Genomic DNA, 25,922 nt, shown 5'->3' with positions numbered 1-25,922 from the left:
ACGCACGAATCACTCGACCTGCTCCCTCGGCCCAAGTCGGTCGACTACCTCCGATCACTCCTCATCGCTACGGGCATCCTCGACCCCGACGTGCACCGTAGTCTCCGGCGGCTCGAGACGGAGCTCCCGCAACTCCTCAGCGGACTCGACACAGGCCATCGCAAGCTCGCTAGCCAGTGGACGCACTGGGCTGTACTGCCGCGTTTGCGCGGACTCGAAACGCACCGACCGATCGGCACCGCCGTACAGAACGCACGTTGCCAGATCCTCCAAGTCATTCAGTTCCTCAACACACTCGAACGACGAGGAACCGAGATGCCTCGATGTGCGCAATACGACATTGACGCCTGGTTCGCAGAGCCCGGTGCGTCCCGATGGCACATCCGCCCGTTTTTGACCTGGGCACAAAGAACACGGCACCTATCGAAAGAGATTGCCCTCCCGAAAGAGCGTCGAGCCCATGCAGAACTACCGACTGACGCCGAGGATCGCTGGCAGATCGGCCGGCGCCTTATCCACGACGAGTCACTCGACCCGGTAGATCGACTGGCCGGTGCGCTGGTCGCCCTCTACGCCCAGCCGCTACGGCGAATCGTCAGCCTCACCACAGCCGATGTGATTGCCACCGCGACGACCACAGGTCTACGACTCGGTCCCACCGACGTCCTCGACCTGCCAGATCCGTTCGCAGCCATCGCCCGAAATCTACCCCTCAAGCGGCGCACCGGAACTGCGGAACAACTACCTACGACATGGCTTTTCGCAGGTGGCCACGCAGGCAAACCGTTGAGTGCAACCAGTCTAGGAAACAGGTTGCGCGCCATTGGAATCGAGCCCCGAAAGCTACGACTGTCCGCCACCGCACAGCTAGCCCGTGAGCTCCCGCCGAGTGTGCTCGCGGGAATCCTAGGGCTCAACGCTCATACCGTCGCCAAACACACCTTCAAGACGAACGGCCAATGGGCAAACTACGCCGCCGACCGCCGACCCTGAGCGACGGCATTCGCACCCCCGAATACACCATCCCTGCCAGTGTTCTTCTTCGGCGGCGCCGCACTCTGGGCGCTCTCGACGCGACTGCCGCTGACCTGGGTGCTCGCGGCGATCTCAGCTGTCCTGATCGTGGTATTCGCGTGGGCTGGGGTCACGACTGTAGTCTCGGCGATCCCGTTGGCATACCTATGCATCTGGCTGGGCCAGTCGTTGCCGTTTCGGTCAATCGGCGCCAAGAACGACATCTCATATGGCGTCTATCTATATGCATTCCCGCTGCAGCAGCTTCTGGTTTTCGGTGGGCTTGCGTCACTGAACCCGTGGGCGTTCTCGATTATCGCGGCTGTGCTCGCCGTGGGCGCGGGGTATTCCAGTTGCAAGCTGATTGAGCAGCCGGCGCTGCGCCTCAAGTCGTGGTCGCCATCGAGACGTATGAAAGGCGCTTCCGGGCGGTCTCCGGTAGGCCCGGGAATCCGCGCATAACACGAGTAGTGCACTCTCCCAGGGCGCTTAAACGCGGACTTAGCGGGACGGCGGACCGCGTCAGGCATTGTGACTGCATTGCTGCGCCGATAAGGAGGGACGGTTCCAGTGCTGGCCCGATGCCGCGCACCGGTCGCGTTTGCGAGGCGGGTGCGGTCTAGGTCGCTTATCGGCGCGTAGTGGTGGAACAACTTCTGAGCCACTCAGTCAAACGTTTGAATCCTAGGCTCGAACAAGCAAAATCCCCGTTTATGCTGTTCAATCCTTGCATGCGTAACCGACTGCCGAGCCGATCGCGTAGCACCGATCTACGCTTCCTCCTCCTTGCTGCCGTCGTGGGCCTCACCGCGGGAGCGCTCGTCGTCTTCCTGCTGTGACGACGGTCGCGGCGACCACACGCCCACGGCCGTGCCGTGGTTCACGTGGTCGGCGTAGATCGCGACTTTGGTGCGGATGACGTCCAAATTCTCCCGGAGCGTGGCGATCTTCTGTTCGATCGCGGCCTCGTGCGCGCGCAGGATCTGCAGCCGATCTGCTTCGTTGCCGGGGCCGCTACGCACCAGCTCGGCGAATTGCCTGATCGTCGCGACCGGCATCCCTGACTCGCGAAACCTGTTGATCAGCAACAACCAATTGATGTCGCTGGCGTCGTACATCCTGTGTTTGGACCCGGCCCGCTTGATCGGACGCAACAACAGGCCTTCACGTTCGAAGTGGCGCAGGGCATGCACGCTCAGGCCGCTCGTCGTCACCTATTCTTTCGATCGTGTCCAGTAATGCGGCTCGACGACTCCTCGCCCTGCTCACCGTGTTCGCAGGCGCATTCGTTGCTGCAGTCACGCTGACGACATCCGTGCCACGCAACTTCGCGTTCGTTGCAGGCGGTGACCGACTCGACGTGTTCTTGGGCAGTGCCGCATCCGCCGCTGCACTCGGCAGCGTCGTGGCTGTCGTGACCACGCTCGCGGTGAGGCGGGCTCGGTGGGCACTGGCGTCGATAGCTCTCGGCGTCGCGCTGGTCGTGGCGTCTTCGGCCGGCGGTGATCTGTGGGCGCTGCACCCGCGCGCAGCAGCTGCCGGGCTGATTCTCGGTGGAGCAGCGGCATTGTCAGGTGCAGGCGACCGCCGAACTGCGCAGTGCTCACTGGTGCTCGGGCTTCTTGTCGGCGTGACCCTGGCTGCGCCCATCGTCGACGTTCCACTGCGCTACGCCGAGTACGAGTACATGGCGGAGCCTGCGCCCCAGACGTACTACTGGATCATCGTCGGTGTACTCGCACTGCTGCTGGCAGCGGCTGCGTGGGTATCGCCGTTCGGAGCGATCGAAACGGCGCAAGCGCGCGTGCGAATACTGCTGGTGGGCATCGTTGTTCCTTTGGTAGGGCTAGTTCTCTACTGGCTGTTCGTCCGAGCGGTGGATTCACTCGGCGCGGACGGAACAATGCAGAAGCGTTGGCTGCTGGGTCTTCTGGTCGTGCCGCTGCTTGTGGGGGCGGCGTTCACGCTCCCTCGGAGAACGGGCTCGATCGTTCTCGTGGCACTGGCGTTCGTCGCAGCGTCGTCCACAAGCTCGCTGGAGGCATCGGCGACAGGTGTGTTCGTGGTCTGCCTGCTCGTCGGCTTAGTGGTCGGTATGAAGTGGCGGTTGCCGCTTGCGGCGCTGGGGGTTCTGGCGGTTGTTGCCGCGACGGGGATTCTCGCGGGTTCACAACTCGACGCGATCACTACCGTTGCAGTCTCCGCCGTACTTCCTCTGGCCGCGGGAGTGGCGTTCGCGTCGCTGTTGCCGACCGAATCGTCGGTCGCAGTGATCGCCGCGACGACGCCAGTGGTGGTGACCGTTCCGATCATCGTCGAATTCGGTTGGACGGCATACACACCGCTGACGAGCATCGAACCCAGCTACGCTCCGAGCGTCTGGGAGTGGGCCTCGACGGCCGTTTCGGTGCTGTCGGTCATCGTCGCAGGTGCGGGTCTTGTGCTCCTGCGTAGGCGCGAGACAGCCGAGCCGACCCAGCCGCCGTCCGGTTCCGTCACAGCGGACTGAACGGTACTTATTCGAAGATGCGTTCGCGCACGATCCAGGCCACGTCCTGCAGAAGCTGCACGTGACCGGTGGTCCACTGGCGGGGCTGTTGATCCCAGACGCAGAGTGTCCCGACGGCGTGGCCATCGTCGTCGGACAACGGGATTCCGAGGTAGGACACCATCAGCTCGCCGGTGACGGCTGCGTGGTCGTTGTAATTGGAGTCGAGTCGTGCGTCCTCGACGATCACTGTTTCCCCGGCGTTGACGACGTACTTGCACATCGACAGCTCCAGCGGGATGTCACGCGCACCGTCGAGCTCGGACGGTAGCCCGATCGCGCTCTTGAAGAACTGGCGTTCGTCGGTCAACAGTGAGATCGCTGCGCCAGGCGCCGACAACGCATCCGACGCCATCGCGGCGAGTCGGTCGTATCGCTCCTCGACGTCGGTGTCGAGCAACCCCGTGGCCTCGACGGCGCGCAAGCGCTCGGGATCGTGGATGGCGGTACCGGCCAGAGACGGGTCGGAGGAACCGTCCTTACCGCTGTCGAAATTGGATTGCAGGTGGCGTAGCAGCTGCCCGACGTCCGATTCCTCGTCGGCTTTCAGCGCCTCGACCAGCCGAGCCACTACAGCACGCCGAATGAAGGTGTCCACCGTTTCACCGGCTTTCTCGGCCTGCTCGGCGAGAAGCTGATTCAGGCGGGCGTCGAAGCCCGCAACGGGCACAGCGCGAGACTCAGTGGACACGGCGATCCCGTGCCGGTGGTGGGAGGCGCAACAGGATTCGCGTCGACGCGCGGGTGTCGTCGAGCGAGAGTGCGATGTCCCGAGTCGTGTCGGCCAGGACCGGGGCGGTCTGAGCGAGGGCCGACGGGGAGGGTTCGAGGGTGGCAGTCAATTCGACGACACGCTCTCCTCGATCGGAACGCGTTGTACCGCGCGCACTTCGGACGTGATCGGACGCGGCCAGGGCGTCGGCTGCGCATCGCGCGATGGTGTCGACGTCGACCGACAACTGTCCGGCCTGATCACCCGTCGACGACACCGAAAGGCGACCGACACGTCGACCGGGTCGATGCGCGAACAACCACCGAAGCCCGACAAGGACGAGGACGACGGCACCGGCTCCGAGAGCCCACGGCCACCACGTCGCCTGAATCGTGTTCTCGGCGAACGGAACATCGATGCGCTGGCGCGTCTCCGGCAGGTAACCCCACTGCCATGCCGCTGCCCCTGCGCCGACGGCGATCAAGGCCAGGCCCACGAGCGCCACTGCGATACGGTCGAACGCTATGGTTGCGCGGTTCATGAGCGGGTCCTTCCTGTGGAGGCCGAGACGGTGACCTTCGGTGGCTTCGTCAACGAGGACAACGCGTCGTCGACGGCCGACTTTGCTTGCTTTTGCAATGCGGCACAGTCGGTTCCGGGGTGGGCCGTCAGTGCCACCGAGACCTTGCGTCGCGTCGCCCGAACCCGGGTCGACGTCACCGCGGGCATATCGACGACGGCCGCGTGCGCGAGCGCCGGGAGGTCGCGACGGCGAAGCCACACACCCGGAATCGAGGTCGCGACATACGGGCGACGACGCGGCGCGACGGCTGCAACAAGAAGTACGACGCCGAGCACGGCGACACCGATGCCGGCAGGCGCCATCCAATTCTGCGCGGTGAGTCCGTCGAGCCAGAGCAGGCCGGCGTCGATCCACCTGTCGCCGGTCAGAGCGCCCGCGGCGATGAGGGCATCGCGGCCTGCGATCACCCCGGCCGCGACGACGGCCAGAGCCAACAGGACCGCGACCGCAGCCGCGGCACCACTGCCGAGCGGCTTCTTCTCCGCGACAGGCGGATCCGAAACCGGATGTGTCGCGCTGTCTTTCGAGATCGTTGTCGGAGCGGTCATTGCACTCTCCTGGTCTGCCGCGTCGAAGAATCGGACGCAGCCGCGACTGCTTCTGCGGTGATGACGAGGACGGTGACGTCGACCGTGTCGACCGTCAGTGCCGTGTAACGGGCGAGGTCCGCGGCGACGCTGTCCTGGATCTGCGCAGCGGTTCGCGCCGTGGGTGCCGGCCACACGATGGCCACATCCAGCGATGCGCGGATGTGGTCTCCTCGAATCGTGACCTCGACGCGCGGCAGACCGCGGCCGGTCAGTTTCGACAAGCCTGTCGACTTCGCGACGACGTGCGGCACCGCGAGCGCCGCCTTGCGTGCGATGGTCTCGGCAACCGAATCCCGGATGGTCAGCGCACCGCGATCATCCGGTTCCCGCAACGCCGTCGTCGGCGAATCGGTGACGGGCGCACCGGAAGGCGCGACGCCACCGTCCAGGGTGGTGGTCGTGTCAGCCACGGCCACGGCCCCGCAGGATCGACTGAAGATCGACCTCGCCGTCGCGGTAGCTGCCGTAGAGGTAGCCACCGGCCCCGAGAAGCAGTGCGAGAAGGAAACCGGTGAAACCGCCCGCGGCAGCCGCAATCGCGATCAACAAACCTGCCAGAAGTCCGATCGTCGACGTTCTCATGTGGTCTCCACGTGTAAGGAATGAATTGTTTTGTCCGACAGAGCGTTCAGCGCCGTGTCGGCTTGGACGAGCCGGTGAGGCGACGCCGGACCTTGCGGCGTACGGCGTCGATCGTGCGGCGCCACGCCCGACGCCGTAGGGCGCGGCGAGACATGCCCTGCACCGCTGCTGCACTCGTGGCCGGGCGCGATATCTGCCGGCGATCGAGTTCGGCGAGCAGACGGATGTACGTGTCGGGGTCGCCGCCGCGATCAGGGTGGTGAGTGCGGGCGATCTCGCGGCGCGCTGCTTTCAGTGCAGCAGCACGCCGCTGTTCGGCCGACCTCTCCTGACCTGTCACGAATTCGCCACCTCGACGACGTCCTCGACGGTGATGTGCACGGGGCCGTCGGCGACGGCGTGTACTGCGCGACGCACCGCGTCGGCCGTCTCGCGTACGGGCGCACCGGCCAGCAGCGAGATGTGTATGTCGATCCCGTTGTGGTCCAACCGGATTCCGGCGACGCGGCGACCGGGCAGATAAGTCGCCACTTCTCCGAACATGCCGCCGTGCAGACCCGCGACGCCGTCGGTGGCCGTCACGGTGCGGGCGAGTGCCTCGGACAGGTCGACGTCGCCGCCGTCCCCGCCCGTGTCGGGGCGGGGACGGCCGGTGTCGCTGTCACCCGATGTCATTGGACGCGAACAGTTGCCGCTTCGTCGGTGTCGTCGCTGCCGTCGTCGAGGAAGACGTCGTGGACGGTGATGTTGACCTCGGTGACCTCGAGGCCGGTCATCCGCTCGACCGCGGTGATGACGTTGCGACGGATTCCGGCGGCCAGGTCGGCGATGGAGACGCCGTACTCGGCGACGATGTCGATGTCGACGGCTGCCTGCCGCTCACCGACCTCGACCGACACGCCCTGGGACTGGTTGACGCGTGCACCCGGGATGCGCTCGCGCAGCGCACCGATGGCCCGGACAGCTCCGCCGCCCACATCGTGCACACCCTGGACCTCGCGGGTGGCGATGCCGGCGATCTTGGAGACGACCGTGTCCGCGATGGTGGTGCGGCCGTCCGAGCTGACCAATGCCGAATCGGAGACCGGCTTGGGGCTCGTCTTCGTGGTGGTTGCGGGGGCCGTGCCGGTGGGTGCTGCTTGCGTGGTGGTCATCGTCCATATCCCTTCGTTCGATTGTGTGTTCTTCGGTGATTGGTCGTGGCGACTCGTGGAAAGCGCACGTCCGATATACGTGTTCTGGATCACACTGGTGAAGGCCGAAAACCCGGGATGTTTGGACGGAACAACCCAGAGGTACAACAGAGCACTGTGAAACGGGGTCGGCATCCGCCGATTCCGTGGGACGCGTCGGGCGGTCCTCGAAAGGAACGTGGGGATGCTCGACGATGGACACGACATCGATGCAGGTGACACTGCGTGGCGACGACGCGGCGGCGATGCGTCGGATCAGTCGCTGATCGCAGCGGCTGTCCTGGGGGATCGGCAAGCGTTCGAGGCCATCGTGATGCGTTACGGCCCCGACATGTATCGCTTCACCCGCAACCTCCTCAGCGACTCCGGGGCCGCCGAAGAGGTCGTCCAAGACGCGTTCGTCGCAGCCTGGAAAGGGCTCGAGAACTTTCGGGGCGCGTCGAGCCTGCGGACATGGCTGTTCAGCCTGGTCTCGCACAAGGTCGTCGACCACCGTCGTCGACGCGCCATCTCCCCGGCCGAGGACTGGGTGTTCGAACGGGCCGACCACGACCCCTCCGGCGACCCCGAACGGCAGGCGGCGAGTTCCGGGTTCATGGCGGCCTTGGACGCGGCGCTGTCCGAATTGCCCTACCGTCAGAGATCAGCATGGCTCCTTCGGGAAGTCGAAGGCATGACCCACGTGGAAATCGGACAGATCATGTCCATGTCGCCCGGCGCGGTGCGCGGACAACTGCAACGAGCCCGAACCACACTGAGCGCAAGGATGTCGACATGGAGATGACCCCCGACGAACCCGACGACGCTCTCCTCGCCCGAGCAGCGCAGGAGCTTTCGGCTCACGATCGCGAACCGCGTTGGGTCGACATCAGCAGCTCGGTGCTCGCAAAGGTGCGGGCAACCACGCGTCGCACCTGGCCGGTCGACGCCACCTACCCGGCTGAGTCCGTCGAGCAGGGGCACGACACCCTTCGCATCAGTGACCACATCGTGCGCTTGACCGTGCGACGCGCTCTGCTCGGCGTGCACGGCGCCGACCCCATCGCCGTCGACCTCGAGCTCGACGGGCACACATGTATCGGGGCCGCCATCACCGTGACGGGTGCGTACGGCACCGACTTGCATGCGGTCGGGCTCGACCTCGGCAACCTCGCGCGCACGACGCTGACCGACCTGCTCGGCCACCACATCGACGACACGGCCGTCACCGTGCACTTCGAAGACGTCACGGAGGGGTAAGGCCGGAGGGGTGGTGCGCTACTGACGTGGGCGCTGAGCTGGGCCCACAATCGAGACCTGTGCCGACGCGGCCTGTCGGTGCCGAAGCGCATACTTTGTCTACACCCCGATGCTGCACGTGTCAGACTGGTCCAATCGACACAGTCGCTGTCAGCTGAACGAGTAGAAAGGACTAACCGATGACTACAGTAACGAGTTACACCCCGGCTGAGTTGGTAGCGCGCCGAGAGTTGATTCTCGCCAAGCACGGTATGTCTCTTTCCGAGTTCGCGGACAAAGCCAGTCAGTACGCTCTTGTAGGTGACGAATGGCAAGCATGGGAAGACCTTGAATCAATCGAGTTCCTCCTTACCGACTGCTAGCGCCCCTGTTCACTCGGAGACAGCGGTCGAAGAATTTCACGACAGGGCGAATAGTTTCGCCAGTGAAACCGCTGAGCTGATTCACGCCTCGTTCCCGTCGACCGATTGGGAAGTGACGGTGAGCGCTAGATCGGACAAGCCTCGAAGCGTCATCCAGGCGACGGTTCCCCTTACGCAGGCGCCGCCTCGAGGTGGTTCTTCCCCTAACCCGCTCGCGTTCCTAGGGGTAACCATCAAGTGCTGTCTCGACTCGCAGGACCGATATTTGGCGGTAGAGAATTCGACCTACAGGTTGGTGGCTGCGATCGACAAGACGCCGATGGTCAGACTGGAGTACGAGCGCAACGCGCGCCGAAAACCCACTGCTCACCTACATGTACATGCACACCGGGGTGCGTTCTCCCATATTCTGTCGCGTTTGAAGCATAAGACGCCACACAGTCTCGAGTCCTTGCATCTCCCGCTCGGGGGTGACCGGTTTCGTCCTTGCTTGGAAGACTTCGTCCAATTCCTCATCGAGGACTGCCAATTCGATAGCAAGGCAACATGGCTCGACGCAGTCCACGAGGGTCGTGAGAGGTGGCGTCGTATTCAAACTCGCGCAGTCGTTCGTGATGCCCCGTCCGAGGCGGTCGGGGCTCTTCGTCGAATGGGCTATCAAATCACCCTCCCCGATACTGCAGTTGCCGACCGAATTTCGAAGCTTCAGAGCTGGTGATTTGCAGACATGCTGATTCGGCATCGAAAAGTGCTTCTGCCGCGGGAGCCGGAACTCCCGTGGCTCTGGTGATCGTTCGCGAGGCTGAAACGCTACGCGAGTCATCACTCATCGCGTAGGAAATGATGCCAACTGGAAGACACACCGGGCGCGGCTCATCGAGTTGATAGCCTGCAATTATGGCGCGTCGCAGGGGTTTCAGTGGGTTGGTGGGCCCTATCGTCCTGTTGTATCTGGGTTTCATTGCGGGCATCGGAACCATCGTGTCGATGGTGCGTGGGCTGTTCGACCCGCTTGTCGGCTGGGATTTCACGCTTAAAGAAGTGGTCTTCTTCTCGTTCATGGGCATTGCGGGAACCGCTGCGTTTGTCGATGCAGTGAGGACACTAGCCGATTCACCCCGTTTCCCCGGCAGAGGTGCCGCACCCGATTCGTCGATCGGCACAAAGATCGACGCCTTCGGCATCACCCTGATCGCGGCCGCCGTCGTGGTAGTGACCATGGTGACGGGCTGGGCGGCGGCAAGTTTCGTTCTGCCCATCCTTGCAGGATGGGCGTGCGCCAACTCAATCCGGTTGTACCGCTCGTTCACCACGGCCCGGGCGGCGGGCGCGAGCTGACGCTCAGGGTTCCCCTGGTCCGACGATGCGCAGTCCTGTATTCGGAACTTCGATGACGAGGAACTCGTCGTGTATGTCGGTGACGATGGCGACGTAGAACGCGTGTTCACCGTCGATTCGAACGTGGCAGCCGATACGGTAGCCCGGCAGCCGCGGGATGCGTTGCGGCAGAGGATTACCCCCACTGAGCTCGGCACCATCGTGCAGCCGAGCGGCCTCGGCCAGAACTGCGCGCTTGACCACCTCGGGGTCGACGAGATCGTCGTCATCGGTTAGATGCGACTCCGATACGGGCTCCGTGTTCACGAACGGGACCTCGAACCTCGGTGTCCGCGGCACACCGTCTTCCTCGGGTGGCGGGGTGTACGGCTGGTATTCGATTCTGTAGGCGGCAATGGGTCGGTGCGAGTCGCGGTCGAGCACGAAATGCCAGGACGCACTGTGGGCAGGAGCGTACCCCCGCAACGCTGGCCCACCCGATTCCGTTGCCCGCAGATACTCGTCGAAACCGAGAAGGCCGCGCTGATTTCCCGGGTGTGCATCGCGAACCTGCGCGTGCACCTCCGACAATTCGACGTCGAACAGCTGCACCGGGTAGCGATACTTCCGTCCGTCGAGCACGGCGTGGAGTTCCTTCAACGCTTCCGAGTGAAGGTCGCCTGCAATCCAGTCGGCGATCTCGCGCGTCGTCACCTCTTCGACGGGACGCGGCGGTTCGGGAAATCCGCGGAAGACACCGTCGTCGTCGACGCTGTCCGCGAAACTTTCGAAGTCCATGTTCGCGATGGACAGATTGTTCTCCACGCCCGACATCTGCGACGGGATGACGCGAAAGGTTCTGCCGCGCGGGCGATCCGGATCGCCCGGGCCGGTGTCGACGACAACGATCGGCATCTCGGGGTTGCCGACCGTCTCGGAATCGACGAGGAACGCGTAGTAGGGCGGTGGTTCACCGATCGCGCCGAGAAGGTCATCGACGGTCATTCCGTCGTACTCCGGATTGTCGATGCAAGTGAGGTACGCGGAGAACTCGACGTCGTTGCCTTGTGGAACAGGGGCCATCGCTGCGGTCGCGATGGCGCGCCAGGCGTCGTCGTCGCTGAAATCCGTTCGGATGAACAGTGATTCGCCTTTGAGGTGGTTGGTAAGGATCCTGCCGGTTCCGAGCGTCGCAAGCACCTCTGCTTCGTGCCGGTCGTGCTCCTCTGCTTCGAGCTCGGCCACGATCTCGGCTGGGTCGCGGTCGGGTGGATCGACGTGAACGATCGAGTCGACGATGCGGAGGCAGTCGTCGTGGTCGATCTCGTTGTAACTACGTATCTCGTAGGTCCAGTCGCCGATGGACTGGCGGTACCGTTCTGGCGTCGAATCACTCGGCCACTCCAGTGCCGGTTCGCCGATGGCGGTCACCCACCGCCGGAGAGTGAATTGCGGCGCGTTGCCACCGATGGACAGGGTCAGCTCGCCGGTGCGGTGATTACCGGACAGGGACTGGACGTGCGTGGTCAGAGGGAGCCACGACGGGATTGCTTGGGGAATGCTCGCAAGCTCGCGCTGACGTTTTTCGTGCTCACGTTGGTGTTTTGCGATCTCGTCTTCGGCTGGGCGCGATGGTCCCGTCCACCGGAACAGGTTGTCGTCGAAAGTCTCGTCCAATGTGGGATCGGAGAGCTCCATCCACTCCTCGCCACGCTGCCACCGAAGGGCGACTCCGAGTTCGGCGTCGAACACGTAGGTGACGGCCTCGTTCATGTGGTGGTCGCGCGCGGTCACTTCCCATCCGGGCCGACCGCGAACGCTGCTTTCTCGGGGAGCGCTCGGGTCGACGAAACGCTGGTCGTCGAACCCGTGGGTCGTTCTCGGCGGGAATGTGTCGTAAGCGCGCAGCAACAAGGACGGCGATCCGATGCCCATGATCGCGTACATGGTGTTCGGTGACTTGACTGCGTGCACCATCGTCCCGTCGGCGTCGCGGGACCATCGGTCGGTGGGGGTTTCGATAAATACGGGCTCGTTCTGCTGGGTTTCGTAGCGCCACGTGTCGTCGGGTACATGACGCACCAGCTGCCACGATCCGTCGGGGCGGTGGACCGTCCCGCTGATGGATCGGCCCATGGTTCCGTAGTTCGCGCCTCGTACCTGTACCCACGTTGGAGTCATGGTCTAGAAACTACCCGACCGATCGGTCTCGTAGATCTTGCCGAACACGCGAACGGTCGCCGCTACCAAGTCCGATTTTCGGTGCCGAGCATTTCATGCGGTGCCTCGGGTCAGCGGCAGCAGTTCGGATCGAGCACGACTCTCAGGGCATCGAGTGCGTCCGGCTTCGCCGAGTAGTAGACGTTCATGCCACGACGGGTCGACGTGACCAGGCCGGCCTTCTTGAGCTGCCCCAGGTGATGGCTCACCGTCGACTCCGTCAGCTCGACCGCAGGGGCGAGATCGCACGTGCACACCTCGCCGGCGTCGGCGCTGAGGAGGACCGACATCAACCGCACCCGGGCGGGATCGGCGAGCGCCTTCAGTCGCAACGCGACCTCCAGGGCCGCGTCGTTGTCCATGGGGGCTGCCGCCAGAGGTGCGCAGCAGATCGGAGCTGTCGTGTCGATCAGCGGCAACGTCTTCGGCATGACATTCACCGTACAACCTTCTTGACATATGTCGCAAAGGTGGCGCAGTCTGGGTTCGCTAGTAATTCGATATATGTCTCACAGGTGGAGGTCTGGTCATGTCTCGCGCACAACTCGCACTGAACGTCGACAAGCTCGACGAATCGATCACGTTCTACTCCAAGCTGTTCGGAGTCGAGCCCGCGAAGGTCAAGCCCGGCTACGCGAACTTCGCCATCGCCGAACCGCCGCTGAAACTCGTGCTGATCGAGAATCCAGGCCAGGGCGGCACGGTCAATCACCTCGGCGTGGAGGTCGACTCGTCCGCGCAGGTGCACTCCGAGATCACGCGCCTCACCGGTGAGGGTCTGTTCACCGACGAGGAGATCGGTACGACGTGTTGCTTCGCCACCCAGGACAAGGTGTGGGTCACCGGGCCGGCCGGCGAGAAGTGGGAGGTCTACACCGTGCTAGCCGACTCCGACACTTTCGGGACGAGCCCGAAGCTGTTGCAGGACAACGACAGTGCTGCCGTGTGTTGCGGTGGCGGCGGGGGCGCGTCGGCTGCCTGCTGCTGAGTCGCGCTTCGTCGCGCTCTCGCCTACCGCTCGATGCGGTCGACGAGAGCGCGGATGCGCGTGGCGATGTCGTCGCGAATCAGCCGCATCCGATCGAGCCCGTCGATGCCCCGCTCCGACGGTTCATCGGTGGCCCACCGTTCGACCGTCACCCCCGGTGGTGGCGTGACCTCGGCTGGACCGACCACGACGACCATGTCGACGGCCTGCATCAACTCGTCGGTGAGTTGACGTGGTCGGTGATCGGCGACGTCGGCTCCCACTTCGTCGAGCGCTGTCGCGGACAGTTCGTTGACCGTTCCGCCGATCTTCGCTGCGGTGCCGGCCGACGACGCGGCGATCGACGTGGTCATCGTCGGGACGAGGCGCTCGGCCATCACGGACTTGCCGCGGTTGCTGACGCAGACGAACAAGACTCTCACCGGATCAGACATTGCGTGCGCCGTCTCCGAAACGTGCACGGAGAGATAGGGATACGTACACCAGACCTACGAGCACCGGAACTTCGATGAGAGGGCCGATCACCCCGGCAAGGGCCTGCCCGGACGTCGCCCCGTAGGTTGCGATCGCCACCGCGATGGCGAGTTCGAAATTGTTGCCTGCCGCCGTGAAAGCCAGTGTGGCAGTGCGGTGATAACCCAGGCCGAGCGCGGCACCGAGGGCGAAACCGCCACCCCACATGACCGCGAAATAGATCAGCAGCGGTACGGCGATGCGCACCACGTCCCACGGCTTCGACGTGATCTGGTCGCCCTGCAGCGCGAACAGAACGACGATGGTGAACAACAGTCCGTACAGAGCCCACGGCGCGATGACCGGTACGAACCGGTCCTCGTACCACGCTCGGCCCCTTGCCTTTTCGCCAAGACGTCGGGTGAGGAATCCTGCTACGAGCGGAATGCCGAGAAAAATCAGCACCGACTTCGCGATCTGCCACGCAGAGGTGTCGATCGTCTGTTGTTCGAGGCCGAGCCATCCCGGGAGTACCGAGAGGTAGAACCATCCCAGCACGGCGAACATGAGCACCTGGAAGATCGAATTCAGGGCGACGAGAACGGCAGCCGCCTCACGATCACCGCAGGCGAGGTCGTTCCAGATGACGACCATCGCGATGCAGCGCGCGAGTCCGACGATGATCAGACCCGTCCGGTACTCGGGAAGATCCGGCAGCAGCAGCCACGCGAGTGCGAACATCAACGCCGGGCCGAGCAGCCAGTTGAGAACGAGCGACGAGATCAGGAGTGCGCGATCACCGGTCACCGCAGCGACGCGGTCGTAGCGCACCTTCGCGAGCACCGGATACATCATGACCAGCAGGCCGAGGGCGATCGGGAGCGAAATGCCGTCGACGGATATCGCGGATAGCGCGGAATTCATCCCGGGTATCGCGCGTCCGAGGATCAGGCCTGCGACCATCGCGACACCGATCCACACGGGTAGGAAGCGATCGAGCGTCGACAGCTTTCCGACGACGGTAGGCGGGGCTTCGGCGCTCATGCTGCGATCTCCGTACCCGCGAGCTCCGTCAGCAGCGACGTCAGTTGCGTGAGCGCCGACGGCACGATTCGATAGTAGACCCACGTGCCGCGACGCTCGGAGGTGACGAAACCGTTGTCGCGCAACACCTTCAGATGATGCGAGATCGTCGGTTGCGACACGTCGAAGGAGGGGGAGATGTCACAGACGCACGCCTCGCCACCCGCCTGGGCTGCGATGACACTCAGCAGTCGAAGCCGGACCGGATCACCGAGGACCTTGAACGCACTCGCCAACGTCGACGCCTCGTCCCGTCCGAGGGGATCACGGACAGGCTCGGTGGGGCAGCAGGGTTCTTGATTCGACACGTATCTATATTGACGCACATCGAATCAGTCAGCAAACCGGCGCGGGTGTCCCAGTCCTGCATTTCGGATCAGGAATCCCTGATGGATGGTGCGCTAGTGGGACACCACGCCCGGCGCCGCAGGTTCTATGTGATGGCGTCGGATGACCAAGATGATCGCGAGCACGACCATGGTGAGTATCGCCAACACAGCGATCGGATGACTCTCACCCGGCGTCGTCTGACCCGAGATGAGCGAAAAGTCCCACAGCCCATGCAGAATGACCGGCACGAGCAGGCCGTGGGTGCGTCGGCGAACGATGTAGAAGAAGTAGCCCGCAATGATCGTGGCGACGACCTGGATGAACGCCTTCGAACCTTCCGAGATGATGTTGCTGGCGTGAGCGACACCGAAGATGACCGTGCTCCACAGCGCCACTCTGCCTTCGCTGAAGTTGTTGGTGCGGAAGCACGTGACGGCGATGCCACGAAACATGGTCTCCTCGCCGAGGCCGACCAGAAGACACGTGAGCAGCAGTAGTGCCGTGAACGCGACACCGTGCGCGGCGAGGCCGGAGTAGTCGGTGACGACCAGAATCGAGACAAGCATCAGTATCGGCACGACGATAAGCCAGCGTTGGACCGGTCGGTCGTCGACCCACACCGGCCGCCACCACCGAAGATATGCGACGACGGCATAGACCAGAACCACCGACAGGGCGATGGAAAATGTCATCCCACGCCACAATTCGTCGATCGTGGTGGGCGCGGCGTATTGCGCATCGAGGCCCCGCGACATCAACCAACCGATGCCTTGAATGACGGCCAGATACACGACGACGAGTGCAATGAGGGCGGCAACCGTGAGGTGTCTGGTCGGGCGTGCGTCGGCAGTGCGAGGAGCCGTCATGGGATGAAGGTACGGCATGGTGTGGCTCCGCACGCTACGTGCACGAAAATACGTAGCGGGCTACGTATTTCCGTGCACGTGCGCCGAAGGCGCCTACGCGACCGTAACGGCCTTCGCGAGGCCGTCGACGAGCGTCGGCAAGAAATACGGAATGGACAGGGCCGTCGGCGGGATGGCCGAGCCGACTTCCTCGCCGACGAAGCCGGCCACGGCACCCTTGGCGACGGCCGGGATCTGACGCGACGTCGTCGACGACAGGAACTCCTGCAGATCGGCGTCGGTGTCGACCTGAGTGAACGCGACGTCGGCGTCGATCTTCGACAGGTTCTCCGCGGAAACGGTTGTGGAGAAGGGGGATTCGCCCGTCGCCAGCTCGGTCACCGACGGCGCCGACGTGAAACCGAGGTTGGTCAGCAGCTCCACACGCGGATCGGAGGGCAGGAGCAGGTAGTACACGTCCTCGGCTTCGGACACGTAAACAATTGTGCGGCCGCGGAATTCGGGGTGTTCGGCCCCGGCGTCGGACACCTGCTTGTCGAGATCGGCGACGACGTCACGCGCCTGGTCGACGCGTCCGAGAACGGTACCGGTGGTCGTGATGACGTCGCGCCACGGCGTCGACCAGAGTTCTTCGGGTGGTGCGACGACCGGGATGCCGGCTGCGGTGACCGCGTCGTACTCGGCTTGGGTGAGACCGGAGTGCGGCGCGAGAAGAACATCGGGGTCGGTCGCGAGAAGCTGCTCGACGGGCAGTTCGTAGGTTGCGTTGTCCAGGAGGACGGGTGCCTCGCCGCCGAGTTCGTCGATCTTGTCCTTGACCCACGGGTAGGTGAGATCGTCGCCGCCGCCGTAATCGGCCGTCGGCATCGCGATCGGGACCACGCCCAGCGCGAGAGCTGCGTCGGTGGTGCCGAAGCCCCACGTGGCGACCCGTTCGGGGACGGTCTCGATCGTCGTCTCGCCGTACATGTGCTGCACGGTCACCGGGAAGGAGGCGTCGGATGCAGCGGTCGTCGGCGCGGCGGTGTGCTCGGGTTCGGACGAGCTGCAGCTTGTCAGGGTGACGGTTACCGCCGCTGCAGCGGTCAGTGCCGCGGCCGCGCGGAGGGTCGTTCGGAGAGTCAAGGGTGTTCCTGTCGAGTCGTGGATCGGACTCTCAGGTTAGCCTAGGCTTCCTTGCCAAGGGTTATCGGTGCCGCGCGCGGTGGTTTCAGGTTGTCGAGTAGCGCCTGTCGTAGTCGAGACTTGGTGTGACGCAATTACAATGCTTGAACCGGTGCCAGCGGAGCGTCCTCGTCGATGTCCAGGACAACCACCTGCCCATGGTGATTACGCCCCGATTCTGCGGTGACGAACGCGAAACAGCCGGTGTCGATGACTGCCGTCGTCGGCGACGTCCCTTGGATTCTGTTCACCGCGACACGGGGCTCGAAGCCTGCGCGGTGTTGACCGCGATGTCGACACCACCGAACGCGTCGGCATCGGCCTTCGTGCTGTCGCTGTTGTAGTGATCGCGACGTCTACGCCGAAGATATCTGGGTTTCCACAAGCATGCTTTGTGTCAGAAACACCGCGAGCCGCAGACCCCGGAGGGTCTGCGGCTCTGGTCGTCTGCAGTCCCGTTCACCGATCGCAGGGAATTCGATGGGCTACGGGGCTGCCGAGGGGTAGACGACCGTTCGGCGGTGCGCTGAGAGGGAAGTGAAGAAGGTCGAACGAAACACCGCCGGAGCCGGTGTGTTCGACCCGATATGAGCGTAACCGCGAGCAGGTCTCCACGGTGGTTACGAGGGGCAGCCATGCGCAGAGTGGACGAACGTGTCGTGTTTCGTTCGCAATCTGTACAAGGATCCGGTTGTCAGCGTCGCAGCGTCTGATGTGGGCTGACTCCGTAGTGCTGTCGGTAATAGCTGGCGAAACGGCCCAGGTGCCCGAAGCCCCACCCGGCGGCGATCTGGCCGACGGTGGTGCGCATGCGATCACTGGCGACGAGTTCGAGGTGGGCCTGGTGAAGGCGGACGCGTCGCAGGTATTCCGTCGGTGTGGTGTCGAGATGCTTGCGGAACATGTACTGCAGTGACCGAGGGCTGACGTAGATCGACTCGGCGATGTCACTCATGGCGATGCTGCGCTCGGCATTGTCGTCGATGAAGGCGATGGCTTTACGCAGTAGCGCGGGGGTGCTGTCGTGGCGATCCTCGATGGTCGGCTCGAGCAGTGCAGTGGTGGGAAAAGCTTGGAGCAGGGCCGACGCCAGATAGTTCGAGACGCTGTCGATGACCAACGGGCTGGATGACGCATACGGGCTGCGCATCACATCGCGCGTGATGTGGTCGACCACCGAGATCAAGTGTGCAGTGGCCTCGGGAGAGATCGGACTTGTTCCGGTCAGCGTTGCCGGAGATGGTTCACCGATCGCCGACGAGCCGCCTGCCGCGCGGTCGAACCGGGCACGGTCGATGGTGACGACGTCGTAGTGCGCGCTGTGAGCGTTGATCTGAAACGGCTTACCGATCTGTGATCCGACAACGGTGATCTCGTCGGCCCGTGCACCCTCCAGGTGTCCGCCCGGGTACTGCTGGGTGAGGATGCCCGAGTGCACGCGGCACAGCGCGATGTCCGGCAGCGGGTCGACATGCGCTTTCAACTCGTAGTTGAAGTCGATCTCGTCGTGTGTCAGGTTATCGAGCTGGGATCGTTCGACTTTGGTGTGCGTGGGCGTCCCGGGCGGAGCCGAGAAATGCATCTTGGAATATGCCGCGCTGAAGACTTCCTCGGCCTCTTCCAAGTCGTACGTGTCGATCGATACGGTGCTCACCGATGTTCCCCTTTCGCCCCGGCGAAACAGTGTTCATTCTGCGACTGCCGTCAGGCGCGTGCAAGGTATACGTGTGCACAGGTCCATATATGTACGCACACAGAGGGATTGGGGACGAAGGCCCAGTGCTGTCGAGGGTCGAAGGCAATGGGCACGGTGGCCAAGGTCTCGGCGGGCATAGGGTCGAGATGCCCCGCTGTGCAGGCAGTTCCGTCGAGTCCGGGTGTTGCAAGAGCGGACTTAGCGGTTTGTCGGTAGTGGTGTCCCAGTTGCGCGCCCGCCATCCGGGATCCCTGATCGACGGCGGGCAACTGGGACATCACTCCCACTCCCCATGATCGGCTCTATCCACAGACCACACCGAAACCCCAGGTCGGCGTGACGTCCACGGCGGTCGGTGCCCCGATGCTCCTCCAGTGCACGCATACGGAATCGTCACCCGACCAGAACTCCTGGCGTTGGCCGATACCCAGCAGTTCGATAGCCCGTCGCTACGTGCGAGTTCTACCCGAGGTCTACTGCACCGAAGAACCTTCGACGATCGCGCGTTGCTACGCGATCACGCTGTGGCAACCCCTCGGCCGAACGCTGATTGCCCTCGGCCTTCCGCTGCGCATCAACTACTGGGTGGGCTCGTACCTGTGCGATCTTGTCGACGAGTGGGCCATGGTGATCGTCGAGGTGGACGGGCGCCAATTCCGCAGCGCGCCCGACGTTTTCAGCCGGCATCGCCGTCGGCAGAACGAACTGGTGCTCTGCGGTTGGCTGGTGCTGCGGTACTCGGCATTCGATGTCCTGTCCGACCCCGAGAAAACCGCGCGCCAGATTGTGGAGGTAGTCCGGCGGAGACGAAACTCGCGACGGCGGCGGGAGTGATGTCCCACTTCTGCTTCTGCCGGCCGGGATCCCTGATGTGAACGCGGCAACTGGGACATCAGTGGGGTTCGCAGCCCCTGTGTAGGCGACTGTGGCGTCTGATTCGCGACGACATCGCAGAAAGAATTCGCGCCCTCGGCGACCGCGTCGGCCACTAGCTCGGAAGTTGCCGTATCCCCTCCCGCCTCGGTAGGTGCCGTCAGCGATGCGTAGACTGACATATCGGTGCGCCGGGAAGTCTGGTCGGCAACAATTTCGCGCTGCGCACTTTCGGTCTTCACGTTCGTGTGTGGCGTCAACCATCGATGCACGAAAGGCACGACGAGACTGATGACCGAACCCCGGATGCCATTGTTCTCCCGCGGCTCCTGGCCCGAAACCGACCGCATCGCACGGATTCTGCGCAAGGAAACCGTCGGCGGCGCACTGTTGTTGGTCGCGACGGTCGTCGCACTGGTCTGGGCCAACTCGGGCTGGTCCGATTCCTATCACTCGTTGATGAACACTCGCGTCGGGCCGTCGGCGCTGCATTTGGACCTGACGCTGTCGACGTGGGCGGCCGACGGGCTGCTGGCCATCTTCTTCTTCGTGGTCGGCCTCGAGTTGAAGCGAGAATTCGTCGCCGGTGACTTGCGCGACCGCTCCCGGGCCGCGCTGCCGATCGCTGCAGCCGTCGGCGGTATGGCTGTGCCAGCGCTGATCTTCGTGCTCGTCAATCTGCGGACCGGTGACGGCGCGCTCTTGGGTTGGGCGATACCGACGGCGACCGACATCGCGTTCGCGGTGGCAGTGCTGGCAGTCATCAGCACGCACCTACCTGCAGCGTTGCGTACGTTCCTGTTGACGCTTGCGGTGGTGGACGATTTGCTGGCGGTCACGGTGATCGCGGTCTTCTACACCGACGACCTGAACTTCGTCGCTCTCGGGCTGACGCTGATTCCGTTGGCACTCTTCGCACTTGCCGTGCAGAAGCGTATTCGATCGTGGTGGATTCTCATCCCGCTCGCCGTGGTGACGTGGGTGCTGATGCACGAATCCGGCGTCCATGCCACCGTCGCCGGAGTGTTGTTGGGGTTCACGGTGCCGGTCATTCGCAGTAGAGCAGCCGGTGGGCCCGAGGCAGGACCCGGCCTGGCGGAGCACTTCGAGCACAAGATTCGCCCGATCTCGGCGGGTGTCGCGGTGCCGTTGTTCGCGTTCTGCGCAGCCGGAGTCACCGTCGGCGGTCTGACCGGGCTGGCGAGCGCACTGACCGATCCGATCGCGATCGGCATCATCGCCGGGTTGGTCGTGGGCAAGACGATCGGCATCTTCGGCACCACCTACCTGGTGTCGCGCTTCACCAGAGCGACCCTCGACGCGGGGCTGAAATGGCTCGACGTGCTCGGAGTCGCAATGCTGGCGGGCATCGGGTTCACCGTCTCACTACTGATCGGTGACCTCGCCTTCGGGGCAGGCACCGAACGCGACGACCACGTCAAGGTCGGGGTTCTCGCGGGTTCCCTGATCGCGGCAACACTTGCGTCCGTCATCCTGCGCACCCGAAACAAGGCTTACCGCGACATCGAGACCCTGGAGACCCGGGACGACGACCACGACGGAATTCCGGACGTCTATCAGAACAGGGATTGAGGGGCCGGTGTCCCACTTGTGCCGGTACCGTCCGGGATCCCTGACACGGCGGCCGCATGTGGGACATCACGCCCGCTATCCACAGGATTCGTTTCTCCACAGCGCAACTTGAAATCCCAGGTCGACAACCGAGTTCGTGTGCGCGGCTACCCGATGCTCGTTCACTGTGCATCCATACGGAATAGTCACCAGGCGCCAACTTCTCGATCTAGGAATGTCGAGCAGCTCGATTGCGCGTCGCTACGTACGTGTTCTGCCGGAGATCTACTGCAGCGAGGAACCGTCGGCGATGGCCCGCTGCTACGCGATCACACTGTGGCAGCCAACCGCACTGCTCAGCCATCGGACTGCAGCGTGGCTCTACGGCTGGATCGAAGAACCGGCAGTCTTCGAGATAAGTCTGGGTCCTGGATTGAAACCCCGGCTCCCCAGCTGGATCACGATGTACCGGCGCACCCTTCCGGCCGGTGAACGCGTCGTACACGGGGGACTACCTGTGCCCATCGAACCGAGAACGTTGATCGACTGTGTCGCGGTCATGACACTGCAGGATGCTGCCCGGCTGGTCGACCAGCGCTTGACGACCGACGTCGACAGAGACCAGGTGACGTCACTCATCGGACGCACCCCGAACCTGCGAGGAAACAAGCGCGCGTCAGGGCTGATCGCCACTGCGTCAATCGGTTTCGCTTCCGAACCCGAGCGTGTTCTCGGCCGAACGCTGATCGTTCTGGGTCTGCGGATGCGTGTCAACTACCGGGTGGGCGATTACATTTGCGATTTGGTGGACGAATGGGCGATGGTGATCGTCGAGGTGGACGGACGCGAGTTCCACAGCGCGCCAGAGGTGTTCAGCAAAGATCGACGGCGACAGAACCATCTGGTGCTCGAGGGTTGGTTGGTGCTGCGGTACTCGGCGTTCGACGTGTTGTCCGACCCGGAGAAAGTTGCCCGTGAAATCGTGGAGGTCGTGCGTCGGAGAAGAAACTCTCGGAAGCGGCGGACGTAGTGTCCCACTTGTCCCGCTGCCGTCCGGGATCCCTGATCAGAGAACCACAACTGGGACATGTCGTTCAGCCGCCTACCCGTCAGACCTCCACGGCCGTTCCGCAGATCCCGCACTGCTCGAACTGCGACCGACTCCACCGCGCGATCGGGACGAAGAAGACCGTGAACTGTTTGAACTGCTTGATTCGGGACCACTGGGTCGTGTTGTGACACCGCGGGCACGTGCGCACCTGGCCGGGCCCGAGATGCTTCTGCTTGGCGCCGTAGCCGAAAAGGAAGAACATCACGCGCTCCGCGAGTCGTCGTCGATCGAACTGCGGTTGTGCACGATGTCGTGAGCGAGAGACGAGATCGACTTCGATTCGGCGAACGCCCGTGCCCGCAGCCGCGCCGACGCTTCCTCCGGTGCCACGCGGAGCGTCGCTGACAGAATTCCTACGGCGATGTTGACGTCGGCTCGTTCCGGGGCGAACGGGCCCTGATGTTGCTCGATGGTCCCCTTCTCGAGAGTGCTTGCGTACGAGACCAGTTCGACGACCGCAGCCATTCCCAACGCTGCTGCCGCACGCTCGGCGGCCGCATACTGTTCCGCCGTCAACGGGCGTGATTCCCGACGGTACATCTCGAGCACACCGAGCTTCGCGCCACCGTCGAGAAGGGGAAAGGCGAAGACGGCGTTCACACCCAGTTCGCCGACGAGTTCCGACGCGAACGTAGGCCATGACGCCGCATCGTCCTGGATGTTCGCGTGCAGCTCGGGTTCGCCGCGAACGAACGCGCGCAAACACGGGCCTTCACCGGTGGTGAACTGCAGCTCGTCGATCCGAGCGGCGTCGTCGCTCGTGGCGTGGAGAAGGTCACGGTTGGCGGCGTCGTCGGTCAGAACTGCGACGGCCACACCGTCGACACCTACTTCTGTCAGGCAACGTTCGCTGATCTCCACGATCCGCGACTCGGCCACACTTGCGTCGGGCACCTTGTCTCCTTCTGCTACCCCCGCCCGTTTCTGTCCTTACCCGGCTGGGGCGTGGCTAACCCACCTTTATCTGCGCGGAAGGGTCGCCGTCAGATCGTCCGCACTCATGGGCCGGCCGAAGAGGTACCCCTGCGCGAGGTCGCAGCCGGTCGCGGCCAGTGCGTCGAGCTGCTCCCGGGTCTCGACGCCTTCGCCGACGACGGTCACGCCGAACGCCTTGGCGAGCGCGACGATGGCCGTCACGACCGCGGTGGCGCGCGGTGTGGGGAGTTTCGCGATGAAGGACTTGTCGATCTTGAAGCACTCGAACATCGGATAGCGGTCCAGGTAGGAGATGGAGCTGTGGCCCTTGCCGAGGTCGTCGAGCAACAGCGCAACCCCCATCGAATGCAGCGCGGCGATCGTGTCGGCTACCCGTGAGGTATCTGCCACCCATACGGTCTCGGTGATTTCGAGACCGAGTGCGCCCGGTGGCAGGCCGGTTTCTTCGAGTACCGCCGCCACCTCGCCGGGAAAGGCGGTGTTACGGAGTTGCAGCGCACTGACATTCACGCGCATCTCGACGTCGGAGAAACGTCGCCACTTCGCAGCCTGAGCGCAGGCGGTGCGCAGCGCCCAGGATCCGAGTGCCGTTGCCAGACCGGTCCTTTCGGCGACGGGAACGAACTCGCTCGGCTCCACGAGTCCGTGTACCGGATGGTCCCATCGGGCCAACGCCTCGACGGCGACCAACGTGCCGGTCGCGATGTCGACCAACGGTTGGTACACGAGATGCAACTGGTTGTGCGCGAGTGCATTTCGGAGATCGACCGACAACGACCGGACGCGATCGGCGTCGTACAGATCGCCGGTGTCGAACACGGCGTACCCGCCACCGCTGTCCTTCGCGCGATACATCGCCAGATCCGCCTGATGCACGAGCTGTCTCCGCGTCGACGACGGCTTCGAGACGGCGATGCCGATGCTCCCGCTCAACGGGACGGGTGCTTCGTCCATCGCTTTCGGTGTGGCGATCGACGTCGAGATATGGTGCGCAAGCTTTTCCGCGTGCGTGATGTCGTCGACGCGTTCACAGATGATCAAGAATTCGTCGCCGCCGAGTCGGGCAACGGTGTCCTCGGCTCGAACCGTGGCGGACAGGCGGTGCGCGAACCGAACCAGCGCACGATCACCCGCGTCGTGACCGAGGCTGTCGTTGATGACCTTGAAATCGTCGATGTCGAGCAGCAGCAATGCGACGGAAGTCGATTCCTCACTCGCTCTTGCCAATGCGTCGTCGATGATCTCGTAGGCCAAAGCTCGGTTCGGAAGTCCGGTGAGAGAGTCGTGCATGGAGCGTATGCGGAGTTCGTTGTCGAGATCGATCCGTTTGAGCGCGGTCGACAGCACGCTGGTGATGGCGGTGAGGAATTCGACCTCCTGGTCGCTGTAGTCGCGGGTCCCGGTGCTGTAGATCGACAGGGCGCCCCACGGGTTGGAACTCGCGATCGGAACGGGGATCGCGACGCCGCTGTGGAGGCCCAGTGTTGCCATGGCGGCGGTGTCGAAGCGTGATTCGGAACCGGTGTCGGTGCAGACGGTCGCCGCGTTGTGCTCGATCGCGTACCCGGCCAACGATCTGTCTCCCGACGGGACGACGGGGTTGTCGCCCATCGCGCGCGTCACGGCGTCGATGCGCAGAAAGTCGTCCGAGGGGTGTTCATGCCGTGCGATGGCCGCGGACTCGACACCCATGAGCGTCGACGCGGCTGCCGCGGCCGCGTCGAGCAACTCGGGGAGCTCGGCCGACACCGCCAGCCGACCGAGATCGGCGAGTGCGTGCTTCTCCGCCGCGCTACGACGCGCCGCGATGACGGATGCCTCGAGTTCGCGATCGCGTCGAGCGCCCTCGGTCCGGTCGCGGATCATCGATGCGATGAGGTCGGGCTTGCCGCCGTCGCGGCGAACGACGAATGTCGTGACCACGACGGGAATGCCCGTCCCGGTCACGTGATGACGCAGCTCGCTCCTGCCCTGCCAGAAGCCGATGGTGCTCAGACCGTTCTCGACCTGCGACGACACCTCGAGGCCGCGCGGGGTGAAGAACTCCGACGTGCTCAGGTGCGGGCTCTCCGGTAGCTCGGACAAACCGACCAGCGAGAGGCCCGCCGGGTTGACATACACGACGCGCCCGGAGAACTCGGACAACGCAAGCATGTCCGGTGAGAACTCGAGTAGAGCCCGCAGGATTGCCGGGTCGTCCGTTGGGTCGCGCATGGGTCATCCGTTCACATCGGTCGGCAGCGTAGGTCCATCCAACACCAAACCGACTACCACGACGCCCGGGGCGCGAACCCACATGTTTTCATGCCGGAAAACCATCTCCGATACCGATAATGGAGAGTTTTTCTGTCACACTGACTGAATGGTCTGGTGGGTCGTCGGGATTCTCGGGGTGTGGTGTCTGCTGTCGCTGGTCGTCGGCCTGCGGGTGGCCAAAGGTCTGCGGGACCTGCGTGAGGACGACGAGGACTGACGTCGCCGCGGCAGCAG

Annotated in this window: 31 protein-coding genes; 10 read left to right on the top strand and 21 right to left on the bottom strand. The window is 63.9% G+C overall.

Annotation, left to right across the window (positions count from 1 at the left end; all coding sequences use genetic code 11):
• Positions 1-1,032 precede the first annotated feature (1,032 nt).
• A complete protein-coding gene (locus A3K89_RS12330; RefSeq protein ID WP_068425796.1) occupies positions 1,033-1,476 on the top strand; it encodes a hypothetical protein in 444 nt (147 codons plus the stop codon).
• A gap of 308 nt (positions 1,477-1,784) precedes the next feature.
• Here A3K89_RS12330 and A3K89_RS12325 read toward each other — a convergent pair whose 3' ends face one another.
• A complete protein-coding gene (locus tag A3K89_RS12325; RefSeq protein WP_068425793.1) occupies positions 1,785-2,228 on the bottom strand; it encodes a MerR family transcriptional regulator in 444 nt (147 codons plus the stop codon).
• A gap of 14 nt (positions 2,229-2,242) precedes the next feature.
• Between A3K89_RS12325 and A3K89_RS12320 the strand changes: the two genes are divergently transcribed.
• Positions 2,243-3,523, top strand: coding sequence for a hypothetical protein (locus A3K89_RS12320; RefSeq protein ID WP_068425790.1), 1,281 nt, complete (start codon positions 2,243-2,245; stop codon positions 3,521-3,523).
• Positions 3,524-3,530: 7 nt separating this feature from the next.
• On the opposite strand, the gene A3K89_RS12315 is transcribed toward A3K89_RS12320, so the two are convergent.
• The 8 genes from A3K89_RS12315 to A3K89_RS12280 are packed head-to-tail and all read right to left on the bottom strand — an operon-like array spanning position 3,531 to position 7,183.
• The gene (locus tag A3K89_RS12315; RefSeq protein ID WP_254303503.1) at positions 3,531-4,253 is read right to left on the bottom strand and encodes a GAF domain-containing protein; all 723 of its coding nucleotides are present in this window, start codon (positions 4,251-4,253) and stop codon (positions 3,531-3,533) included.
• Entirely contained in the window at positions 4,243-4,815 is a 573-nt protein-coding gene (locus A3K89_RS12310; protein WP_068425784.1) for a hypothetical protein, read from the bottom strand. The genes A3K89_RS12315 and A3K89_RS12310 overlap by 11 nt, the downstream gene beginning before the upstream one ends.
• A complete protein-coding gene (locus tag A3K89_RS12305) occupies positions 4,812-5,405 on the bottom strand; it encodes a DUF6286 domain-containing protein (RefSeq protein WP_068425781.1) in 594 nt (197 codons plus the stop codon). Before A3K89_RS12305 ends, A3K89_RS12310 begins: the two co-directional genes overlap by 4 nt.
• A complete protein-coding gene (locus A3K89_RS12300; protein WP_167674277.1) occupies positions 5,402-5,857 on the bottom strand; it encodes an Asp23/Gls24 family envelope stress response protein in 456 nt (151 codons plus the stop codon). Before A3K89_RS12300 ends, A3K89_RS12305 begins: the two co-directional genes overlap by 4 nt.
• The gene (locus A3K89_RS12295) at positions 5,850-6,029 is read right to left on the bottom strand and encodes a DUF2273 domain-containing protein (RefSeq protein ID WP_068425778.1); all 180 of its coding nucleotides are present in this window, start codon (positions 6,027-6,029) and stop codon (positions 5,850-5,852) included. Before A3K89_RS12295 ends, A3K89_RS12300 begins: the two co-directional genes overlap by 8 nt.
• A 46-nt stretch (positions 6,030-6,075) precedes the next feature.
• The gene (locus tag A3K89_RS12290) at positions 6,076-6,369 is read right to left on the bottom strand and encodes a hypothetical protein (protein WP_068425774.1); all 294 of its coding nucleotides are present in this window, start codon (positions 6,367-6,369) and stop codon (positions 6,076-6,078) included.
• Positions 6,366-6,704 (bottom strand): Asp23/Gls24 family envelope stress response protein, encoded by a 339-nt coding sequence (locus tag A3K89_RS12285; protein ID WP_240930873.1) that lies wholly within the window; start codon positions 6,702-6,704, stop codon positions 6,366-6,368. Before A3K89_RS12285 ends, A3K89_RS12290 begins: the two co-directional genes overlap by 4 nt.
• Complete coding sequence (locus A3K89_RS12280) at positions 6,701-7,183, bottom strand: Asp23/Gls24 family envelope stress response protein (protein WP_068426286.1); 483 nt, start codon at positions 7,181-7,183, stop codon at positions 6,701-6,703. Before A3K89_RS12280 ends, A3K89_RS12285 begins: the two co-directional genes overlap by 4 nt.
• Before the next feature lie 223 nt (positions 7,184-7,406).
• Here A3K89_RS12280 and A3K89_RS12275 point away from each other — a divergent pair, with 223 nt between their 5' ends.
• From A3K89_RS12275 to A3K89_RS12255, 4 genes are all read left to right on the top strand, one after another.
• A complete protein-coding gene (locus A3K89_RS12275; protein ID WP_068425771.1) occupies positions 7,407-8,006 on the top strand; it encodes an RNA polymerase sigma factor in 600 nt (199 codons plus the stop codon).
• Positions 7,997-8,461, top strand: coding sequence for a hypothetical protein (locus A3K89_RS12270; protein WP_240930872.1), 465 nt, complete (start codon positions 7,997-7,999; stop codon positions 8,459-8,461). Before A3K89_RS12275 ends, A3K89_RS12270 begins: the two co-directional genes overlap by 10 nt.
• 179 nt (positions 8,462-8,640) lie before the next feature.
• The gene (locus tag A3K89_RS12265) at positions 8,641-8,823 is read left to right on the top strand and encodes a hypothetical protein (RefSeq protein WP_068425768.1); all 183 of its coding nucleotides are present in this window, start codon (positions 8,641-8,643) and stop codon (positions 8,821-8,823) included.
• Between the two features lie 927 nt (positions 8,824-9,750).
• Positions 9,751-10,161: a hypothetical protein gene (locus A3K89_RS12255; RefSeq protein ID WP_157105296.1), complete on the top strand. Its 411-nt coding sequence runs from the start codon at positions 9,751-9,753 to the stop codon at positions 10,159-10,161.
• Between the two features lie 3 nt (positions 10,162-10,164).
• Here the strand turns inward: A3K89_RS12255 and A3K89_RS26110 are convergent, their stop codons facing one another.
• Both A3K89_RS26110 and A3K89_RS12245 read right to left on the bottom strand, forming a co-directional pair.
• The gene (locus A3K89_RS26110; RefSeq protein ID WP_174551412.1) at positions 10,165-12,321 is read right to left on the bottom strand and encodes a DUF6924 domain-containing protein; all 2,157 of its coding nucleotides are present in this window, start codon (positions 12,319-12,321) and stop codon (positions 10,165-10,167) included.
• Positions 12,322-12,431: 110 nt separating this feature from the next.
• The gene (locus A3K89_RS12245) at positions 12,432-12,791 is read right to left on the bottom strand and encodes an Rv2640c family ArsR-like transcriptional regulator (protein WP_068425752.1); all 360 of its coding nucleotides are present in this window, start codon (positions 12,789-12,791) and stop codon (positions 12,432-12,434) included.
• Between the two features lie 98 nt (positions 12,792-12,889).
• Here A3K89_RS12245 and A3K89_RS12240 point away from each other — a divergent pair, with 98 nt between their 5' ends.
• The gene (locus A3K89_RS12240) at positions 12,890-13,348 is read left to right on the top strand and encodes an ArsI/CadI family heavy metal resistance metalloenzyme (protein ID WP_068425749.1); all 459 of its coding nucleotides are present in this window, start codon (positions 12,890-12,892) and stop codon (positions 13,346-13,348) included.
• Positions 13,349-13,371: 23 nt separating this feature from the next.
• Here A3K89_RS12240 and A3K89_RS12235 read toward each other — a convergent pair whose 3' ends face one another.
• From A3K89_RS12235 to A3K89_RS12210, 7 genes are all read right to left on the bottom strand, one after another.
• Entirely contained in the window at positions 13,372-13,782 is a 411-nt protein-coding gene (locus tag A3K89_RS12235) for an arsenate-mycothiol transferase ArsC (protein WP_068425746.1), read from the bottom strand.
• A complete protein-coding gene (arsB, locus tag A3K89_RS12230) occupies positions 13,775-14,845 on the bottom strand; it encodes an ACR3 family arsenite efflux transporter (protein ID WP_068425743.1) in 1,071 nt (356 codons plus the stop codon). Before arsB ends, A3K89_RS12235 begins: the two co-directional genes overlap by 8 nt.
• Complete coding sequence (locus A3K89_RS12225) at positions 14,842-15,192, bottom strand: ArsR/SmtB family transcription factor (protein WP_068425740.1); 351 nt, start codon at positions 15,190-15,192, stop codon at positions 14,842-14,844. Before A3K89_RS12225 ends, arsB begins: the two co-directional genes overlap by 4 nt.
• 93 nt (positions 15,193-15,285) lie before the next feature.
• Complete coding sequence (locus tag A3K89_RS12220; protein WP_068426277.1) at positions 15,286-16,080, bottom strand: type II CAAX endopeptidase family protein; 795 nt, start codon at positions 16,078-16,080, stop codon at positions 15,286-15,288.
• 93 nt (positions 16,081-16,173) lie between these two features.
• Entirely contained in the window at positions 16,174-17,205 is a 1,032-nt protein-coding gene (locus A3K89_RS12215) for an ABC transporter substrate-binding protein (RefSeq protein ID WP_068425736.1), read from the bottom strand.
• A 134-nt stretch (positions 17,206-17,339) separates the two neighbouring features.
• Complete coding sequence (locus A3K89_RS25430; protein WP_174551411.1) at positions 17,340-17,495, bottom strand: hypothetical protein; 156 nt, start codon at positions 17,493-17,495, stop codon at positions 17,340-17,342.
• A gap of 443 nt (positions 17,496-17,938) precedes the next feature.
• Positions 17,939-18,898: a helix-turn-helix transcriptional regulator gene (locus A3K89_RS12210; protein WP_084423724.1), complete on the bottom strand. Its 960-nt coding sequence runs from the start codon at positions 18,896-18,898 to the stop codon at positions 17,939-17,941.
• Between the two features lie 495 nt (positions 18,899-19,393).
• Between A3K89_RS12210 and A3K89_RS12205 the strand changes: the two genes are divergently transcribed.
• The 3 genes from A3K89_RS12205 to A3K89_RS12195 all read left to right on the top strand — a co-directional run bounded on the left by A3K89_RS12205 (position 19,394) and on the right by A3K89_RS12195 (position 22,415).
• Positions 19,394-19,774 (top strand): endonuclease domain-containing protein, encoded by a 381-nt coding sequence (locus A3K89_RS12205; RefSeq protein WP_068425730.1) that lies wholly within the window; start codon positions 19,394-19,396, stop codon positions 19,772-19,774.
• A gap of 330 nt (positions 19,775-20,104) precedes the next feature.
• On the top strand, positions 20,105-21,406 hold the full coding sequence (gene nhaA, locus A3K89_RS12200; RefSeq protein WP_068425727.1) for a Na+/H+ antiporter NhaA: 1,302 nt from the start codon (positions 20,105-20,107) through the stop codon (positions 21,404-21,406).
• Between the two features lie 214 nt (positions 21,407-21,620).
• Positions 21,621-22,415, top strand: coding sequence for a DUF559 domain-containing protein (locus A3K89_RS12195; RefSeq protein ID WP_068425724.1), 795 nt, complete (start codon positions 21,621-21,623; stop codon positions 22,413-22,415).
• A gap of 79 nt (positions 22,416-22,494) precedes the next feature.
• Here A3K89_RS12195 and A3K89_RS12190 read toward each other — a convergent pair whose 3' ends face one another.
• The 3 genes from A3K89_RS12190 to A3K89_RS12180 all read right to left on the bottom strand — a co-directional run bounded on the left by A3K89_RS12190 (position 22,495) and on the right by A3K89_RS12180 (position 25,646).
• Positions 22,495-22,698, bottom strand: a complete 204-nt coding sequence (locus A3K89_RS12190; protein WP_068426273.1) for a zinc-ribbon domain-containing protein — start codon at positions 22,696-22,698, stop codon at positions 22,495-22,497.
• Positions 22,698-23,390: a GAF and ANTAR domain-containing protein gene (locus A3K89_RS12185; RefSeq protein WP_084423722.1), complete on the bottom strand. Its 693-nt coding sequence runs from the start codon at positions 23,388-23,390 to the stop codon at positions 22,698-22,700. The genes A3K89_RS12190 and A3K89_RS12185 overlap by 1 nt, the downstream gene beginning before the upstream one ends.
• A 66-nt stretch (positions 23,391-23,456) precedes the next feature.
• A complete protein-coding gene (locus tag A3K89_RS12180; protein ID WP_068425718.1) occupies positions 23,457-25,646 on the bottom strand; it encodes a sensor domain-containing protein in 2,190 nt (729 codons plus the stop codon).
• Positions 25,647-25,922: the final 276 nt, after the last annotated feature.

Origin of the sequence: Rhodococcoides kyotonense (assembly GCF_001645385.1) — a bacterium.
Lineage (GTDB): Bacteria > Actinomycetota > Actinomycetes > Mycobacteriales > Mycobacteriaceae > Rhodococcoides > Rhodococcoides kyotonensis_B.
The sequence above is the reverse complement of the archived record's forward strand: the minus strand, read 5'-3'. Positions and strand labels throughout refer to the sequence as shown.